The organism is Bacillus sp. TH17 (assembly GCF_016651125.1).
GTDB lineage: Bacteria > Bacillota > Bacilli > Bacillales > Bacillaceae_G > Bacillus_A > Bacillus_A mycoides.
Genome location: NZ_JAEKEN010000001.1, coordinates 4,340,860 through 4,357,085, shown reverse-complemented (window position 1 = coordinate 4,357,085; position 16,226 = coordinate 4,340,860). Strand labels below are relative to the sequence as shown.

Genomic DNA, 16,226 nt, shown 5'->3' with positions numbered 1-16,226 from the left:
CCGGAGTTTTTTTATTAAAACGCACGATTCACTACGTCTTTAACTTCTTCAAGATATTGTTTACGCACACTGTCATCCACAGAAGGAACACTTGTATAGAATGTATGCTCAAGTGTTTCAATTCCTGTAAATTCAAAAATACCAACATCTGCGGTTTTCTTCATTGCGTCAAACATACCGCCTGCTGTGTATACTTCTTTCGAATTTCCCATCGTAGATAATAACAATCCTTTTTTACTGCTTAATAACTTTTCAATACCATTCTCACCGTAAGCATAAGCGAAGCCGTGGCTAAATACACGGTCAACGTATCCTTTTAAAATAGCAGGAAGACCCGCCCACCAAACTGGATAAATGAATGTAATACTATCAGCCCAAGAGATATGCTTTTGTTCTTCTTTAATATCTTCTGGTGTGTTTCCTTGGGAAAATGAGATGAAATCGGAAGCACCTAATACTGGATTGAAGTTTAATTCGTATAAATCACGAACGCGTACTTCATGACTTTTTCCTTCTAATTCACTTTTTACAGTTTCTAAAATTGCATGGTTGAAGCTTTCTGTATTCGGGTGTGCATAAACGATCACATGTTTCATTGTTCTTCCTCCTAATTGTGGATATGTGAATAGTTTTTATATATTCGTGTAATTATTATGGTTACTTCCGTTGCGAGAGTCAACTTTTCTGACGTGAGAAATAAAGTGAAATTTTAATAGGTGGGGGGTGTCCATCCCGCACTGATTATTTGCTCACACTAATCGGGCACTTACTGCCGGTTAATATAAATGTTAGTATGTGACAAAAAAATACAAAATAGTAGGTATTTTGCATTTTTGAATAGAATATATAGATTGGTAAATAGAGAGAAAAGGGGATATCGGGATGAATATTATTGAAATTGAAGGGTTAGAAAAATCGTTTGATATTGGGGATAGTAAAGTAAAGATCTTAAAAGATATTAATGTTCAAATTCAAAAAGGTGACTTTGTTTGTATTATGGGGGCAAGTGGATCGGGTAAAACGACTTTACTTCAGCTGTTAGGTGGATTAGATATTCCATCGGTAGGTAGTATTCGAGTTGATGGTACGGAGATTTCAACATTAAAAGAAAAAGAGCTCGCTTTATTTAGAAGGCATAAAATCGGTTTTATTTTTCAGCAGTTTAATTTAATTCCAGTGTTTAATGCGGAGGAAAATGTAGGGTTGCCTTTACTATTAGATAATGTTTCGCAAAAGAAGGCAACTGTGACAGCAAATCGTTTATTAGAGCTCGTTGGATTGAAAGGAAAAGAAAAGCATTTACCAGCACAGTTATCAGGTGGGCAACAGCAAAGGGTTGCGATAGCAAGAGCTTTTGCAAATGAGCCGGCTATTATATTAGCAGATGAGCCAACAGGGGCGTTAGATTCAGAAAACAGCAAAAATATTATCGCGGCACTTCGCAATGCATGTGATGAATTAGGGCAAACAGCTGTCATTGTAACGCACGATCCGTTCGTAGCGGCCCATGCTGATAAAGTTGTTTTCTTATTAGATGGTGAAGTGATTCATGAGCATGCTGAAAGTAAAGGATGGAAATTTCGAAATATCCCGCAACAAGTTACTCAAATTCAAGAGATTATGAATCATCACTTTAAAGTAGGAGGTAAAGGTGATGCGATGGGTAATTAAGTATGCGATAAAATCGATGAAACAAAATTGGTTGCGGAATATGTTGATTGCCCTCGGTGCAGCTTTAGGGGTTATGTTAGCGACGATGTTATTACTAGGTAATCAATCAGTAGAGCAAAGTGTGAAGGAACAAGTAGTAAGTCGGTATGGAGATTATAATTTACAATTTGGCTATATAAAAAATGACATGTATTTAAATAATGAAAGTTTAAAAGGAATAGATGGCTTAGAAAATGCTGAAAAAATATCAAAAGCACTTATACCGTATCCTTTTCCACATTATAAAGAACTATCGGGAAAGCCATCTTATTGGGGTGTTGAGCAAGATTCTCCAGAAATGCATTCTTATAAAATATTAGAAGGACGATATCCGAAAGAAGGTGCTGAAGTAGCACTGACAAAAGGGTATACAGATCGTGAAAATATACGGGTAGGAGATACGATTAAACTGCCATTCCCGCAGCATGGTGAAAAGGCTGTGAAAGTTGTCGGTATTTTAAATCCACCGTTAATGGCGTCAATGGGGCATAGTGCTTATTTTCCAATCCATTGGCTTCAAAAAGAATTAAATTTACCAAATCAATTCAATCTTGTTCAAGTGAAAGTACAAGATGTAAATGTGAAAAAAGCAATTGCTTTTGATGTACATAAAAAGATTGAAAATATAAAGATGGACCAACGTACTTATGTAGATAAGGCATTTGAACGCCTAAATGTAATGAAGCCATTAATTTTTAGTTTAGGTGGTATTGCCTTATTTGTTGTAGCCCTTTTAATAATGGGAAGTTTCTTCTTATCTGTCAGAAGTCGATTTAAGCAATGGGCATTATTACATGCAATTGGTAGTAATCCAAATCAAATTATATTAGTCGTTTTATTAGAGGCTTTATGCATCGGAGCAATCGGATCGCTAGCAGGGGTTATTCTTGGGGCAGGTACGCAAACAATTGCAGCATCATTCATTAACAAATGGGTGAATATTGAGGGGGCAGGGAAAGCATCATTCTCGATTTCAGGCGAGATTTTACTCATTACGTTTTTACTAGGAATTGTTATGTCTATCATAGGGGCCATTATACCAGCTTTCATGGTTAGAAAGATTCCACCAGTTCAAGCACTTCGCCCAGGTCTTCCTAGTAATGAGAAAAAAGAAAAGAGATGGAGTGCTTTTAGCCTTAGCATTTTAATCATTGGTACTGTTATTGGACTAGCAGGTAACGTATTAGAGCAGTATATCGGTTTTAATCCAAGTGCGATAGGAGCGCTGTTATTTGCAGTTGGTTTGTTATTTGCGATTCCGTTATTTATTCGGATGATAGCACCAGTGATTGCAAAACCACTTCAAATGATATTACGAATTGAAACGACGATTAGTAGCCGAAATGTAATTCGTTATCGAAATAAGGCAGCTGTATCGGTTGCTATACTAGCATTTGGTTTTATGTTAGCACTTGTTGGAACGATGTATATAAACTCTATTTACGAAGGCATGAAAGATGGGTTACAAAAACATTTACCAGCTGATTTAGTAATAAGAATTCCAATAGAGTCGCAAAGTACTGAAGTATTACCATTTAGTTGGATGGAGAAGGTTAAAAAAATTGATGGTGTAGAAGAGAGCGTAGCAAATGTTACTGACTTTACAGCGAAGCTTATAAATTATGATTTTAAAAAAGCGGATCAAGAGTGGTATGAAAATGTGAGGAAAGATGATTTTGAATATGATGTGATAGAAGTTGTGGGGAATGATATTGTTGCTTATCAAAAAGTAACAAAAGCGAAAGTGATTACAGGACAAGATTTAAATAAGCCATTACAAGATGGTGAGGGAGTCGTTACGAAGAGAACTGCTAAAACATTAGGGATTCAGTTGCATGATACGATTGAAGTACAAGGAAAAGGGAAAGAAAAACAAACGATTAAAGTCGTTTCGATTATTGAGCAAGGATTAAGGTTAAGAGGGTTAGATATTTTTGTAAATGAACAATGGGCTCGCGATAAGTTTCACGTACAAGGATATGAAGCGATTCAAATTATGACAAATTCTAAACAATCATTTGAAGCGATTAAGAAGCAAGTAAAAGAAATTACAAATAATAAAGAGAATGTAGAAGTTATAAACAGTTATGATTTATTGAAAGAACAAGAACAGTTATTATCGCAAATGATGATGTTAATTCGCTTGTTAGTTGTAATTGTTTTCATTATTTCTGGTATAGGGTTAATGAATGCGATTGTCTCAAGTTTACATGAAAGACGTGCTGAAATTAGTATGATTCGTGCGGTAGGAGCTATTCCGAAGCAAATGAGACGGATTGTTTTATTAGAGGGCACTTTACTTGGAGCGATAGCTGGTTGTATTGGGGTTTTAGGTGGGATTGTATTTAGTTATATTGTGTTATCAAGCTTAGAGTTAACGGTTATTATCATTCCGTATAATCAAGTTTTAATATTGGCACTAGCTAGCATTATACTCGGAGCAGGAGCAGCAATGATTGCTTCATTACAATTAAGAAAGTTTAAATTGAGTGATACTTTAAAGGAGTTATCAGCATAAAAGATTACTATATCCCGCTCATACAAAGTACAAAGAAGACGAATAAAATGATAACAATACCAATGCCAAAGTTAAATACAAGAGTACTATCCATATATGTAACCTCCTTGTTTGAAAGTAAAAAGCACTCTGGCTGGAGTGCTTTTTATTATCCGAATATGTCGCAACGAACGCTGCAACGTATAGAAAGGTAATGATGGGTTTAAGAGTTATATTAATTTATGCATTAATTTTGTAAATGAGCAGGTCCTGCTCAGGTATAGAAAAAGGACACTCTTTCGAGTGTCTTTCATGATGACAAAACGTGCCAATTGCTTGGGTTTGATAAGACGTTAATTTTCCGGTTAACAGTCTTTCTTAATCAAGAAGTGTAACAACAGCGATTCAAATAAATTGTAGCATTTTTTAAAGGGGTGTGCGTATGTAACTATGCATATTACGATTAGAGGAGAATCAAGTTTGGAAAATGAATGAGTAAATACATATAGATTAGTAGAGTATTTGATAAGGAGCGAGATGAATGGATATACATAAGTTAACAGAAGAAGAAGCGAAAGAAATAAATACGTGGAAGTATGAAAATCCCTATACGTTATATAGCTTTTCGGGAGATGCTGAAGTAATAGAAGAGTTGCTAGATGGGACGTATTACGGTTGTTGCGGAGAGAATGGAGAATTCATCGGCTATTTTTGTTTTGGAGAAAATGCACAAGTGCCAGGGGGAAGAGATGCTAATTTATATAGGGGAGAAGATGTAGTAGATATTGGGCTTGGAATGAAGCCGGAGTTAACAGGAAAAGGGATGGGGGAAATATTTTTTCAAGCGGGAATAGCATTTGCTACTGAGGAATTGAATTCGAAAATGTTTCGACTGAGTGTAGCGACATTCAATAAGAGAGCGATTAGGCTGTATAAAAACATTGGATTTCAAGTAGGACCTCTTTTTTTGAGCCGTGGAAGAGAGTTCATGCTTATGGAATATGAAAGGCCGTCAGTGTGAAACTGACGGCCTAGATACGTTACTCTGAATGCTCAGCACGGTGTGCTAAACGGCTTGAAGCAGCGGCAGCGATTCCGCCAACGATATCATCAAGGAATGTATGCACCTTTCCAGTTGATTTATCATTTAAGTATTCTAAAATACCTGGTTTTAATTTATCGATATATCCAAAGTTCGTGAAGCCAATTGACCCGTACACGTTAACGATTGAAAGTGCGATGACTTCATCAATTCCATATAGTCCTTCATCGCGTTTTACGATATCTTGTAACGGCTGACTTAACATTCCTTTTTCAGCAAGGACATCAAGTTCAATGCCTGTAATAAGAGCGTTTTGTACTTCTCGTTTTGATAGTACACGCTCAACGTTATAGCGACATTCTGACATCTCTAAATTTGCATGGTATTTCTTTTGAAGAAAATGAACAAGATCAGCAATATCGTCAATTGTTACACCGCGCTCTTGTAATAGTTGTAATGCTCTTTCTTGTAGTTGATTTGAGTCTTTCATGTTTATCACCTTTTTTTCTTTTTAGTATTTGTATACGTTTCGTTGCTTTATCATGTGCATAGGAATGAAAGGCGAGCACAAGCTCATATATATAAAGAAAAACCATAGGTGGCGACTGCGATGATTCAGCATATTTATGAGCATTATCACATGCATGTTAAAGAATTAATCCCCCTTGGCCCCTATAAAAGCTTTTGGATTCGCAACAAAATTTATGTACTTGTTCCAATTGGAGAAATGGAGGAAGAAGTACTTGTAGAGATGAAAAAGCTCAGTGATTATATGAACCAGCAAGGGGATATAACTGTTTCGACTTTCGTTCCGACTATACACGGCTACTATGTAAGTGAGATAGAAGAAAAAAATTACTGCTTATTAAAAGGTATGCGTATGTTAGAGCGACATGCTACATCATTAGGAAGTGAGCTTTCTATATTCCATAAACGTGGCGCATTCTTTCCAGAAGAAGTTGAGCAATTAAGCCGCATTGGTGAATGGAAAGCATTATGGGAAAAAAGGCTCGACCAATTAGAAAGGTTTTGGCAATCGCAAGTGATGAACCATCCTTCAGACGTATTCGATCAATTGTTTATTGAATCCTTCCCGTATTACTTAGGAGTTGCAGAAAATGCAATTCAATATGTTGTCGATACAGAAATGGACGATACACCACAAATAACTGACGCAGCAACAATTTGCCAAGAACGATTTACACCTTTATTATGGCAGCAAACGAAGCGTTTAAAACTTCCTTTTGATTGGGTATATGATCACCCAAGTAGAGATATAGCAGAATGTATTCGCTATATGATGATAGAAAAAAAGAAAGATTGGGAGCAAACGGTAGTTCAATTCATTACAGATTATGAACGTAATTATTCGCTCTCTTCATTTGGTTGGCGCTTATTATTCGCAAGGCTTCTGTTCCCGCTTCACTACTTTGAAACGATTGAACGATATTATCAAACAGGAAACGAAGAACAAAAAGGCATATATAGAGCCCGTTTAGAAATCATTTTACATGATGTGAAGCGCACTGAGCAATTTATGAATCATTTTTACGAGTCATTTCGTTTACCTGTTGATAAGTTAGGCATTAGGAAATTAGATTGGCTGTCTTAAAATGAAAAAAGAGACCGGGTGAGGTCTCTTTTTTATATATCACAATTGTATGTAATACATTATGCTCCTACCTGTTGATCTGCACATATATTTAAAATGAATTGATGTCTTTCGATTTTTTCATTTACTTTACTCAATAATTCTTGCTGGATTTCTTTAAATAAAAATTGATAACTTGCATTCCATGTTGGTATAACGGATGAAAGGTCTAATAAATACTCTTTTTTCTTTTCTAGTTCTTGAATTGTTAAGAAAGTGTTCCCCATTCTTGGCATGTGTCGTCCCCCTATGTTTTTTTCTGTATATGTGTGAACGATTCTATAGTATTAATTATCGCACTTTTTGAGAAGGATTTCCAATTTTGTTTTATGATGTTAAAGGGGAAGTGTTATTTGAATAAAAAAAGAGACCCATTTGGGTCTCTTTCTAGGAAGCGATTCTGAACGAGCCGCTTCCGCTTTTAATTAAAATACTTGTTCTACTTCAATAACGCCTGGTACTTCTTCAAGTAATGCGCGTTCGATACCAGCTTTTAGTGTGATTGTAGAACTTGGGCAGCTTCCGCATGCACCCATAAGGCGTAATTTTACGATACCTTCTTCAATGTCTACTAATTCAACGTCTCCGCCATCGCGAAGTAAGAATGGACGTAATTTATCTAATACCTCTAGTACTTGTTCTTGCATATGTGGGTTTTCCATTTTTATCGACTCCTTTCATCAGTTTTATTATAATCAAGATAGAGGGGAAAATCTATTTTTTCTCTTCTTGTTTTATTGTCAAAATATTATATCGTGTGTACAACGTGTTTTTTCAGTATAGGGGTATGGAATAAGTTTGTAAAATGATGTGCTTGTGTACTAAGGTATCTGAATATACTGTTAGGGCAAGAAGTGGGGGAGAAGAAATGGTTAATGTGCAAGTGTATGGGACGAAAGTGATTTGTGCGAGTTGCGTCGGAATGCCATCTTCAACAGAAACGTTTGAGTGGTTACAAGCGGCGATTGGTCGTAAATATGAAGGACAAGAAAATAAATTTAATTTCGAGTATATTGATTTTCAAGAAGAACAAGAAGATGAAGATAAAAAAGCATTCGCAGAGCGCGTAGTAGAAGAAGATTTATTTTATCCAGTCGTTCTTGTGAATGGAGAGATTGTTGGAGAAGGAAATCCTCGTTTGAAGGATGTTTACGAAGAAATCGAGAAATATTTATAAAGCAGGGAGTCTTTGCGAATTTGCAAAGGCTTTTTTTAATGGAGGGATAGATGTGGAGAATGGAATAAAACAAGTTTTACCAGAAGAAGTAAAGCAATTAATGGAGCAGTACATAGTAGAATTAAAAGGAATTTTTTCGGATGAAAAAATAGTCGGGGTATATATTTACGGATCAATCGCGTTAGGAGCATTTCATATAGAAACGAGCGATGTTGATTTTGTTACGGTAATAAGTGATTCCGTGAATGGAGCTGAAAAACAACAAATTATAGAACTGCATAAAAAAATTAGTAAAAGTACGTTAGGTAAAAGAATGGATGGTATGTATATTCCGCTTGCTGACTTAGGGAAATACAATCATGAAATGAATGAGTACGTATATTGTGCAGATGGTAAGGCTGATATTGGTCATTGGGATATTAACGCGGTAACATGGTGGACATTGAAAAATCAAGGTATTACAGTTACCGGGAAAGAAGCAGAAGACCTTCCTCTCCAAATACAATGGGACCATGTAGTAAATACAATGAAATACAACGTAGAACAGTACTGGAGTGAAAAAGCGAAGAGACCCTATTTATTTTTTATAGAAGAATGGGTGGAATCAGCAGTCGTTACGATGGGACGCATTTTATATACGTTAGATCATAAAACAATCGTTTCAAAAGATAGAGGATTGCAATATTTATTAGAACGTTCAGCGAAAGAATGGGAGCCTTTATTGAAAGAGGTAGAGCGAATGCGGCATAATCCAGAAGAAAAGAAAAAGTTCTCTCGTTGGAGACGGGCTGATATGACGAAGCAGTATTTGCTGCATTTAATTGAAGCATGTAGAGAGAAATGGTAGGGGAAAAAACAGACGATACAGTAAATTGTATCGTCTGTTTTTGCATTAAAATTGGTATATAATGGTTTAAAAGGTTTAATTATACTGGAGGAGATAGGATGAACACAGAATTAGCTACATATGAAGAAAAGAATATACAAATGAGTATGCTCGAAGTAATTAGCATTATAATAATTACTTTTGGGGTAATGCATGGAATGGGTTTTTTGAACTTTTTATATGACTCCTCATTATATCCATGGTATGTAGACCATCTTATCCCACCCTTTACGTTTTGTACGATTATTGTAATGTATGCACCAGCAAGAAAGTATTGTTCACAGCTAGTAAAATCACTACAGTTCAATAATTTTAAACATTATGTAACAATAGTAATGACGATGATCATACTGCTTATATATCTTGCGGTATTAAATTTAGTTTTACCACAGGGGCTTAGTGTGGATGAGTCAAATATAGTAATAGAGCCTACTATAAGTGAAATCATTTTATACGTAGTTGTACTCACCATTTTTGCACCGATTTGGGAAGAACTTTTATTTCGGGGGATATTTTTCACGAAATTATCTCAGCGCTTCTCTACACTTACTAGTATTGTTATAAGTGCTTTTATATTTACTTTAGGTCATCCCCTTACTTTAGGTAGTATGTTATATATTTTTGGTATAGGTGTATGTTTAGCCTACACATATAAGAAAACAAATAATTTACTCGTTCCATGGGGAATTCATTTATTAAATAATTCATTTTTTATATTAGTAAATTTTCAAATGTAAAAAGACGCCTTTTTGAAAAGGGCGTCTTTCCTATTTTGCAGTAGGTAGAAAAGGCTTTACAAGTATTATGTAGAGGAAAGATAATAGAAAAAATATGTGTATGGGGGAAGACGATGAGTAAATATAAATTACATATAGACAAAGAACAATTATGGAGAGGTTGCATCTTAAAGTCGATTGCAGATGCAATTTTTGTAGCACATGCTCCTGATTTCTCACATGAAAGTTCATGGGATGGATTTAACTATAGTATGCAAGATAGTCAAGGCGGAAGAGGGACAATTACTTTTGATTCGAAGTACACAATCGTATGTCTTCAAGATGTGAATAGTGAGAGAATTGATGAGTGGATTGATGCGGAAAATTATTTTGAAGGGGCACCTTCGGAAGTGATAGAAATTGCTAAAGAAGAAGCACTTCAATACGTATTAGAAGAAGTGGAGGGCGAAACAGTGCCGTTCATTACAGCGGCGTTTTGGATTGAGGAGAGCGGTGCGTATTCAATTGATTCATTTGAAGAGATGGAAGAGCATGGCGGATTCTTATTAGAAATCCCACTACTTGATCTGCAATCAGCAATAGAAAGATTAGAAGAAGAATATGAGCTGACAGAAGAGCAAATAGAGCTTTTACAACTCGTGTATGAGAGAAAAATCAAAAATCCAAACGAGGAAATGATGTTGTCTAAAGAAGAAGTGGCGATGATCGGAACGGATGATAGTGAAGGATTGGAAGTTAGTAAGGAGTCGTTTGAAGAACTGAATGTTACTTGGGAGTTGTAGGAGAGGATAAAATGTTTCCGATTGGTGAGCAGCCGAGGATTATAAAGGACTTGGAAAATGTTATTGCTAATTTAGAAGAATTAGCGATTGAGGGGAAAACAAAAAATATAGAACGACTAGCATCTTTACAAGTTAAGAAATTATGGATTTTCGCAGTAAATCAAAAACAGTTTGAACATATTCTTTCGTATGCTCGTCCCGATATATTATATGTTTACGAAATGCGGGTAGAGGATTTAAGTGGCCTTCAGAAGTTATCAGATTTACAACAGTTGTATATGTGCTGGAATACAAAAGCGAAGACGTTATGGGATATCGCGTATAATAAAAAACTCAAATCCTTATTAATTGATGATTTTTCTAAGCTAGAAGATTTAAGTGCTTTAAGTAAGTGTCCGCAACTCAATACCTTTTACATGGGCGGTGGGATAAATACAGCAATGAAAGTACAAACTTTACAACCATTCGTTGCATTACAGCATTTAAAAAAACTTACTCTTATGAACTTAAAGGTTAAAGATGATTCGTTAGAACCTTTGATCCAATTGAAAAATTTACGAGAGTTAAGTTTATCTAATCAATTTAAGGTGGAAGAGTATGCAAAATTATCTGTAGCATTGCCATATACGAAATGTGAATTTTTCAGACCTTACGTATATATGAACGATGCAATAGAGGGAAAGAATATAATGGTGATTGGGAGAAGAAGACCAATCCTTAATTCGAAAACAGATACGGTAAAGATGCAAAAGTATGAAGATCAATTTAAAAAGTTACAAGAGGAATATAAAGAACTAGTAGAAGGTACAATGTGAAGTTACATTGCACTTTCTACTAGTTTTTTCATATACATATCAACTTCATGAAAGAAGACTGGCTCTTTCTCCTCGGTATTAAGATGAACAGCACAATGCAAATATTGCTGTAAGTAGCGATTAGCTTGTTCGTACTGTTTTAATTTGTAGAAAGAGAAACAGGTAAGAAGCAGAAACGCTTTTTCTTGTAATATTGGAACGACAGCTAGTACAGGAGTTATGGAATGTATAGTTGTTTTTATTAAATTTTTATATGAAGCCCACGTTTGAAACCAGTCGAAAATAGTAGAAAGGTAATTCGGAATGTCGATAGTTTCATGTGAAACATTATGTAATAACTGGTTCTGTTTCATATGTATAGGCTCTATCCTTGTTCGTAGAATGCAATCGAATATTGAGATGTTTTCTTTTACTTGTAATTGGTCCGTAATAAGTTGCGGGAGACCAATTGGATGAACACCTATATTTATATAGAAATCATCTCCAAACTGGCTTTTTTGTATATGAATGATCTTATAAAATCCGTTATCAGCTTTGGAAAATGTATGTCTTTTCTTCTTAAATCCAAGTGGTTTTAAAGCAGCGTGTAAATTTATCCCGCATTAACGGGCAGTAAGACTCTCACTTCAAAATTCGGCGAATGCGAGGGAGTTAGACGGGAGATCAACTGCCCGTAAAACCCCCACTGATTATTAGCCTTCACTTTATAATGAAATCTTGCACCAGTGTGTACTCCTTTAGAGATAGGTTTATTCTTCATCATAATTGTATGTAGTTAAGTTTTGTAAGAAGCTTTCAAAATTAGGTGCTAATTCAATAATTTCCTCAAACTCATTATCGATAAATATAACTGGAGGATTTTCAGCTACGTTTCGATAGTCTAGTGCAATCCACGTATGTCCGTCACCAGATAAAAGCACGATATTCTCAGGCATGTCCCATTCCTGAATTAAATAATGGCTCTCTAAAATACTAGACTCATTTTCATCAAAAGAAATGCCATATAATCCAGAAACATTAACGTGATCGTCTGCCCAAGAATTTGGCTCTGAAGTAGGGTGAGCATCTAATCGAAGAGTTCCTCCGTTTTGTTCTTTTAGAAGATTTATGTACGATTCTGGGAGCTTTACGTTTAGTACTTCTTCTGCTTTTTTTATTAGTTCGTCGTTAATAGGTGCTAATTTTAAATAGTCATCTTCTGCCCAAAGTGTAGTCTTCATATTTGGTCACCTCAAATAATAGTTTTATAAACTTTATTTTGTATATTATAGTTAATTAAAAAATTGCGCAATAGAGGGAGAAAATCTTATGATTAACCACAATAAAATTAAACAACTGTTAGCACATGTAGATCGCGCTGAGGATAATGAAATTGAGTTAGAGTGTGAATTTGAACCAATGACAATAGAATTATTTAATAGTGAAGAAATAGAAGAAGGGCAACTTGGTTATAGCTTTGATGATGAAGGGCAAAGCTTAGTTGGAAATGAAGAGGGAGATTGGAAAGACGGGTGGATTGTAATTGGGATAGATTCGTATCTCGGAGACCCGATCTTTGTAGATAGTAATAATGAGAATTGTCCGGTTTATACAGCTATGCATGGTGAGGGAGATTGGGAGCCAGAATGTATAGCTAAACGTATAGAAGATGTTATTGAGAAAGTGAAGGGTAATGTGGGATAGTTGTGTAAGTGGAAATATGTTTGAAATAGTAGAGAGCTAATTTGTGAAGTCTCTTAAGTCGAGATTTTAGGCTAGGTTATATTACAATAGTAGTTTAATAGGAGAAGGGTGTGTCAAAATGATTTTGATACATCCTTTTTTGCGAATATATAAGATGTTTAACATAGTGTATTAAATGTCTTATATATGAGTATTCTAATATATTTAATAGTAAAATGGAATATAGAATGGATAATTGTCGGAATGTATTCGATTTTTGTTCATTTTTATGAAATATAACTATTTTTTGTTAGATTCCTTCTTTTTATAGATATACAATAAAGTTATATAGAAATAAGAGAAGGATGATGTACGTGAAGGACACTGTTTTACAGGAAGTGATAGCTCCTAAAGAGTTACATAAAGTTGTGAGAAATAATACTGCATATTACGACTTTAAGTGGGGGAAAGCAAAAGATCCCGAGAAGGGAAATAGTTGGAACTGGATAGCCTTTTTCTTCCCATTATTGTGGTTAGCTTATCGCAAGATGTATAAATTATTTATTATTATTGCATTAGTAGGAGTTCCTACTTTAATTACCTCTGTTTTTATAGATATCCCGATGTGGATCGATTTTATTGTTTATTTCGGAACTATGCTATTTACTGGATGGCAAGGGAATCGTTTATATTACAAGCATATAGTTCGCGTTTTACATAAGGCAAAAGAGTTATCTGATGCACAACACAATTATTACTTCCAAACAAAGGGTGGCACTCATGTTGGGATTATGCTTGGATTAAATGCGTTATTATTTGTAGTATTTGGTGCAGCTGGTTATGGGTTATCGTATTTACCGACGGAACCGAATATAAAAGATGTAGTTCGTTTAAGTGATGAAGGGATTACATTGGAAGTTTTTACTGATGATCCAAAATGGACGTATGTAAAAAAAGAAGGACGTTTTGATATAGTAGAATTTACTGGTTATGATTATGAGGAAAAAAAGGATGTAAAGATTAAGTTCGCTGTGTATTTAGATAAACAGAGATTTGAATGGAAAGAAATTTATTTAAACGATAAAAAGTTAAATGAAGAAGAAGCAGAAGAGTATCAATTTTATATTGAAGAAAATGCCTGGTATTAATATAAATAGATAATGATGTATCGCAAAAAGAAGAGTCTAATGAAGATTCTTCTTTTTATTTATGAGAAAGGATATGTAACAAGAAGAGAAAAACATTAGTAAACAAACACCATACGAATTGAAATTTTGTAAAATACAATAAAAAATGAGAATTCCAGGTAGGCTTGTCAATAACGTAAGACTATGGCACTATAAAGAAATGCTATACAAATTTTATTTATCGAGATGTAAAAATCAAATTTGATTTTTACGTATAAATAATGAACGGAGGAAATGAATTTATGGCTACTTTACCAAATTGTCCAAAATGTAATTCAGAATATACGTATGAGGATGGCGCTCTTTTCGTATGTCCAGAATGTGCCCATGAGTGGGGTCAAGAAGCGGAAGCTGAAAGTAATGATGGTGCAAAAGTTGTAAAAGATGCGAACGGAAACGTTCTTCAAGATGGCGATGCTGTTACTGTAATTAAAGATTTAAAAGTAAAAGGAACTTCTTCAGTTGTAAAGATTGGTACGAAAGTAAAGAGTATCCGTCTAGTTGAGGGAGATCACGATATTGATTGTAAAATCGATGGTTTCGGAGCTATGAAGTTAAAATCACAGTTCGTTAAGAAAGCGTAAGATTAGCAAAGAAAAAAGACGCTCTGTAAGTAACTTGCAGAGCGTCTTTTTTATGATTGTACGTCAACTTCTTTCAACTGGCACCGCTTATTAAAGAACGTTTTATACCCAAGCTGTAAGAAGATAATAACAGAGAAAGCTGTACTTCCAGAAATGCCAAGTATAATCGCAATTTGATATTGGATAGCTGTAAATGGTGATACACCGGATAAAATTTGTCCTGTCATCATGCCTGGAAGACTTATAATTCCCATTCCGACCATGGAATTAATTGTTGGTAAAATAGCAGAATCGAAAGCGTCCCGTATGAGCGGAGCAGCTGCTTGTTTTGGAGTTGCGCCAAGCATAAGTGCACCTTCAATATGGTCTCTTTGTGATTTCATACTGTTTAAAAAGGTGTTTGCCCCGAGGCAAATACCTGTCATAGCGTTACCGATTAGCATGCCGGCAATAGGAACGATATACTGCGGAGCATACCAAGGATCGTGTCCGATAATGACAAAGATAAATAGTAGAAGAGGGCCAAGTGATCCAGCAATCATGGAGAGGGCGGCTACTCGTTTTAATTCTTTTGACATTGGAATATTAACTCGTTTATAAATATTGAAAATCGCAAATGTAGTAATAGAAGTAATGAGAGCTATTGTATAAAACGGATTACTATTTTCAAATATGTATGTAAGAACATATGCGACTAGTACGAGCTGAATTGTCATACGTAATGTAGCAATTGTAATTTGTTTCTCACGCGGTATTCCTTTTAATTTCACAAGCCCGATTAAAATAAGGATGAAAATATATGCAGCTGCAAGTTGCCAAATTTGTAGTTCAATAACGCCCTTCAATTGATAGCACTTCCTTTCTAGTTGCACCGTTTGTTTTACTAATTTCAATAATATCGTCTGCGATTTCTTCTGGAAGTTGTTGCGAGTGCGTGATGAAGATAACTGTTTTTTTCTTTTCTTTTGCCAGTAGAGTGAATTGTTTCATAACGCGGCGTTCTGTGTCACCATCTAGTGCCGAAGTTGGTTCATCTAATAAATAGACGGGCGGATCCATTAGTATAATACGAGCGAAAGCAAGTCTTTGTTTTTCGCCACCCGATAAAGAAGAGGCGTTATCTTCTAATTTTTTATCTAGGCTAACAGTCGTTAAGGCGCCTTGCAGGGCGTCTTCATTTGGAAATGGCTTTTCAGAAAATCGAAGTCCCATTAATAAATTATCTTTAATTGTTCCATCAAAAATAGGCGGAGTTTGTCCGAGCATGACAACTTCACGGCGTAATTGAATGGGAGGATAATCTAAAATAGATTTTCCGTTATATTCAATTGTGCCAGATGTTGGTGATTGTAAATCGTTTAACATGCGAAGTAATGTGCTTTTACCACTACCACTTTCACCGATAATACAAGTTGTTTTTTCTTTTTGAATCTGTAAATAAGGAATGTGTAGAATATCTTTATATGTGATGTCTTTTAATATAAACATAAATTGCT

Annotated in this window: 20 protein-coding genes; 12 read left to right on the top strand and 8 right to left on the bottom strand. The window is 35.2% G+C overall.

Features of this window, described 5'->3' with window-relative positions; genetic code table 11:
* Nucleotides 1–14: 14 nt before the first annotated feature.
* A complete protein-coding gene (locus tag JFT95_RS22515) occupies nt 15–596 on the bottom strand; it encodes an NAD(P)H-dependent oxidoreductase (RefSeq protein WP_201053291.1) in 582 nt (193 codons plus the stop codon).
* A 286-nt stretch (nt 597–882) separates the two neighbouring features.
* Between JFT95_RS22515 and JFT95_RS22510 the strand changes: the two genes are divergently transcribed.
* The 3 genes from JFT95_RS22510 to JFT95_RS22500 all read left to right on the top strand — a co-directional run bounded on the left by JFT95_RS22510 (nt 883) and on the right by JFT95_RS22500 (nt 5,228).
* Entirely contained in the window at nt 883–1,671 is a 789-nt protein-coding gene (locus JFT95_RS22510; protein WP_201053289.1) for an ABC transporter ATP-binding protein, read from the top strand.
* Nucleotides 1,655–4,228 carry an FtsX-like permease family protein gene (locus JFT95_RS22505; RefSeq protein ID WP_201053287.1) on the top strand — a complete coding sequence of 858 codons (2,574 nt, stop codon included), beginning with the start codon at nt 1,655–1,657 and terminating at the stop codon, nt 4,226–4,228. Before JFT95_RS22510 ends, JFT95_RS22505 begins: the two co-directional genes overlap by 17 nt.
* A gap of 520 nt (nt 4,229–4,748) precedes the next feature.
* Nucleotides 4,749–5,228 carry a GNAT family N-acetyltransferase gene (locus JFT95_RS22500; RefSeq protein WP_002015903.1) on the top strand — a complete coding sequence of 160 codons (480 nt, stop codon included), beginning with the start codon at nt 4,749–4,751 and terminating at the stop codon, nt 5,226–5,228.
* A 19-nt stretch (nt 5,229–5,247) separates the two neighbouring features.
* Here the strand turns inward: JFT95_RS22500 and JFT95_RS22495 are convergent, their stop codons facing one another.
* Entirely contained in the window at nt 5,248–5,739 is a 492-nt protein-coding gene (locus JFT95_RS22495) for a phosphatidylglycerophosphatase A family protein (RefSeq protein WP_002015902.1), read from the bottom strand.
* A 120-nt stretch (nt 5,740–5,859) separates the two neighbouring features.
* On the opposite strand from JFT95_RS22495, the gene yutH reads away from it, so the two are divergent.
* Entirely contained in the window at nt 5,860–6,861 is a 1,002-nt protein-coding gene (gene yutH, locus JFT95_RS22490) for a spore coat putative kinase YutH (protein WP_002089339.1), read from the top strand.
* Nucleotides 6,862–6,920: 59 nt separating this feature from the next.
* Here yutH and JFT95_RS22485 read toward each other — a convergent pair whose 3' ends face one another.
* Nucleotides 6,921–7,136: a hypothetical protein gene (locus JFT95_RS22485; RefSeq protein WP_001137788.1), complete on the bottom strand. Its 216-nt coding sequence runs from the start codon at nt 7,134–7,136 to the stop codon at nt 6,921–6,923.
* A 189-nt stretch (nt 7,137–7,325) separates the two neighbouring features.
* A complete protein-coding gene (locus JFT95_RS22480) occupies nt 7,326–7,562 on the bottom strand; it encodes a NifU family protein (protein WP_000431159.1) in 237 nt (78 codons plus the stop codon).
* A gap of 206 nt (nt 7,563–7,768) precedes the next feature.
* Here JFT95_RS22480 and JFT95_RS22475 point away from each other — a divergent pair, with 206 nt between their 5' ends.
* From JFT95_RS22475 to JFT95_RS22455, 5 genes are all read left to right on the top strand, one after another.
* Nucleotides 7,769–8,077 carry a YuzD family protein gene (locus JFT95_RS22475; RefSeq protein ID WP_000248590.1) on the top strand — a complete coding sequence of 103 codons (309 nt, stop codon included), beginning with the start codon at nt 7,769–7,771 and terminating at the stop codon, nt 8,075–8,077.
* A gap of 52 nt (nt 8,078–8,129) precedes the next feature.
* The gene (locus tag JFT95_RS22470; protein ID WP_201053285.1) at nt 8,130–8,924 is read left to right on the top strand and encodes an aminoglycoside adenylyltransferase domain-containing protein; all 795 of its coding nucleotides are present in this window, start codon (nt 8,130–8,132) and stop codon (nt 8,922–8,924) included.
* 98 nt (nt 8,925–9,022) lie between these two features.
* Nucleotides 9,023–9,700, top strand: a complete 678-nt coding sequence (locus JFT95_RS22465; protein ID WP_151305059.1) for a CPBP family intramembrane glutamic endopeptidase — start codon at nt 9,023–9,025, stop codon at nt 9,698–9,700.
* Between the two features lie 113 nt (nt 9,701–9,813).
* Complete coding sequence (locus JFT95_RS22460; protein WP_201053283.1) at nt 9,814–10,482, top strand: hypothetical protein; 669 nt, start codon at nt 9,814–9,816, stop codon at nt 10,480–10,482.
* A gap of 11 nt (nt 10,483–10,493) precedes the next feature.
* The gene (locus JFT95_RS22455) at nt 10,494–11,297 is read left to right on the top strand and encodes a leucine-rich repeat domain-containing protein (RefSeq protein WP_201053281.1); all 804 of its coding nucleotides are present in this window, start codon (nt 10,494–10,496) and stop codon (nt 11,295–11,297) included.
* Between the two features lie 2 nt (nt 11,298–11,299).
* Here JFT95_RS22455 and JFT95_RS22450 read toward each other — a convergent pair whose 3' ends face one another.
* Complete coding sequence (locus JFT95_RS22450; RefSeq protein WP_201053686.1) at nt 11,300–11,893, bottom strand: DUF4304 domain-containing protein; 594 nt, start codon at nt 11,891–11,893, stop codon at nt 11,300–11,302.
* Between the two features lie 153 nt (nt 11,894–12,046).
* Nucleotides 12,047–12,517, bottom strand: coding sequence for an SMI1/KNR4 family protein (locus tag JFT95_RS22445; RefSeq protein ID WP_113709191.1), 471 nt, complete (start codon nt 12,515–12,517; stop codon nt 12,047–12,049).
* A gap of 88 nt (nt 12,518–12,605) precedes the next feature.
* Here JFT95_RS22445 and JFT95_RS22440 point away from each other — a divergent pair, with 88 nt between their 5' ends.
* From JFT95_RS22440 to phnA, 3 genes are all read left to right on the top strand, one after another.
* Nucleotides 12,606–12,980 carry a hypothetical protein gene (locus JFT95_RS22440; RefSeq protein WP_061673650.1) on the top strand — a complete coding sequence of 125 codons (375 nt, stop codon included), beginning with the start codon at nt 12,606–12,608 and terminating at the stop codon, nt 12,978–12,980.
* 344 nt (nt 12,981–13,324) lie between these two features.
* Nucleotides 13,325–14,107, top strand: a complete 783-nt coding sequence (locus JFT95_RS22435) for a DUF2628 domain-containing protein (RefSeq protein WP_207192378.1) — start codon at nt 13,325–13,327, stop codon at nt 14,105–14,107.
* 281 nt (nt 14,108–14,388) lie between these two features.
* A complete protein-coding gene (phnA, locus tag JFT95_RS22430) occupies nt 14,389–14,730 on the top strand; it encodes an alkylphosphonate utilization operon protein PhnA (RefSeq protein ID WP_002089332.1) in 342 nt (113 codons plus the stop codon).
* A gap of 50 nt (nt 14,731–14,780) precedes the next feature.
* Here phnA and JFT95_RS22425 read toward each other — a convergent pair whose 3' ends face one another.
* Nucleotides 14,781–15,575, bottom strand: a complete 795-nt coding sequence (locus JFT95_RS22425; protein ID WP_201053278.1) for an ABC transporter permease — start codon at nt 15,573–15,575, stop codon at nt 14,781–14,783.
* Nucleotides 15,559–16,218, bottom strand: coding sequence for an ABC transporter ATP-binding protein (locus JFT95_RS22420; RefSeq protein ID WP_088040357.1), 660 nt, complete (start codon nt 16,216–16,218; stop codon nt 15,559–15,561). Before JFT95_RS22420 ends, JFT95_RS22425 begins: the two co-directional genes overlap by 17 nt.
* Between the last annotated feature and the right edge of the window lie 8 nt (nt 16,219–16,226).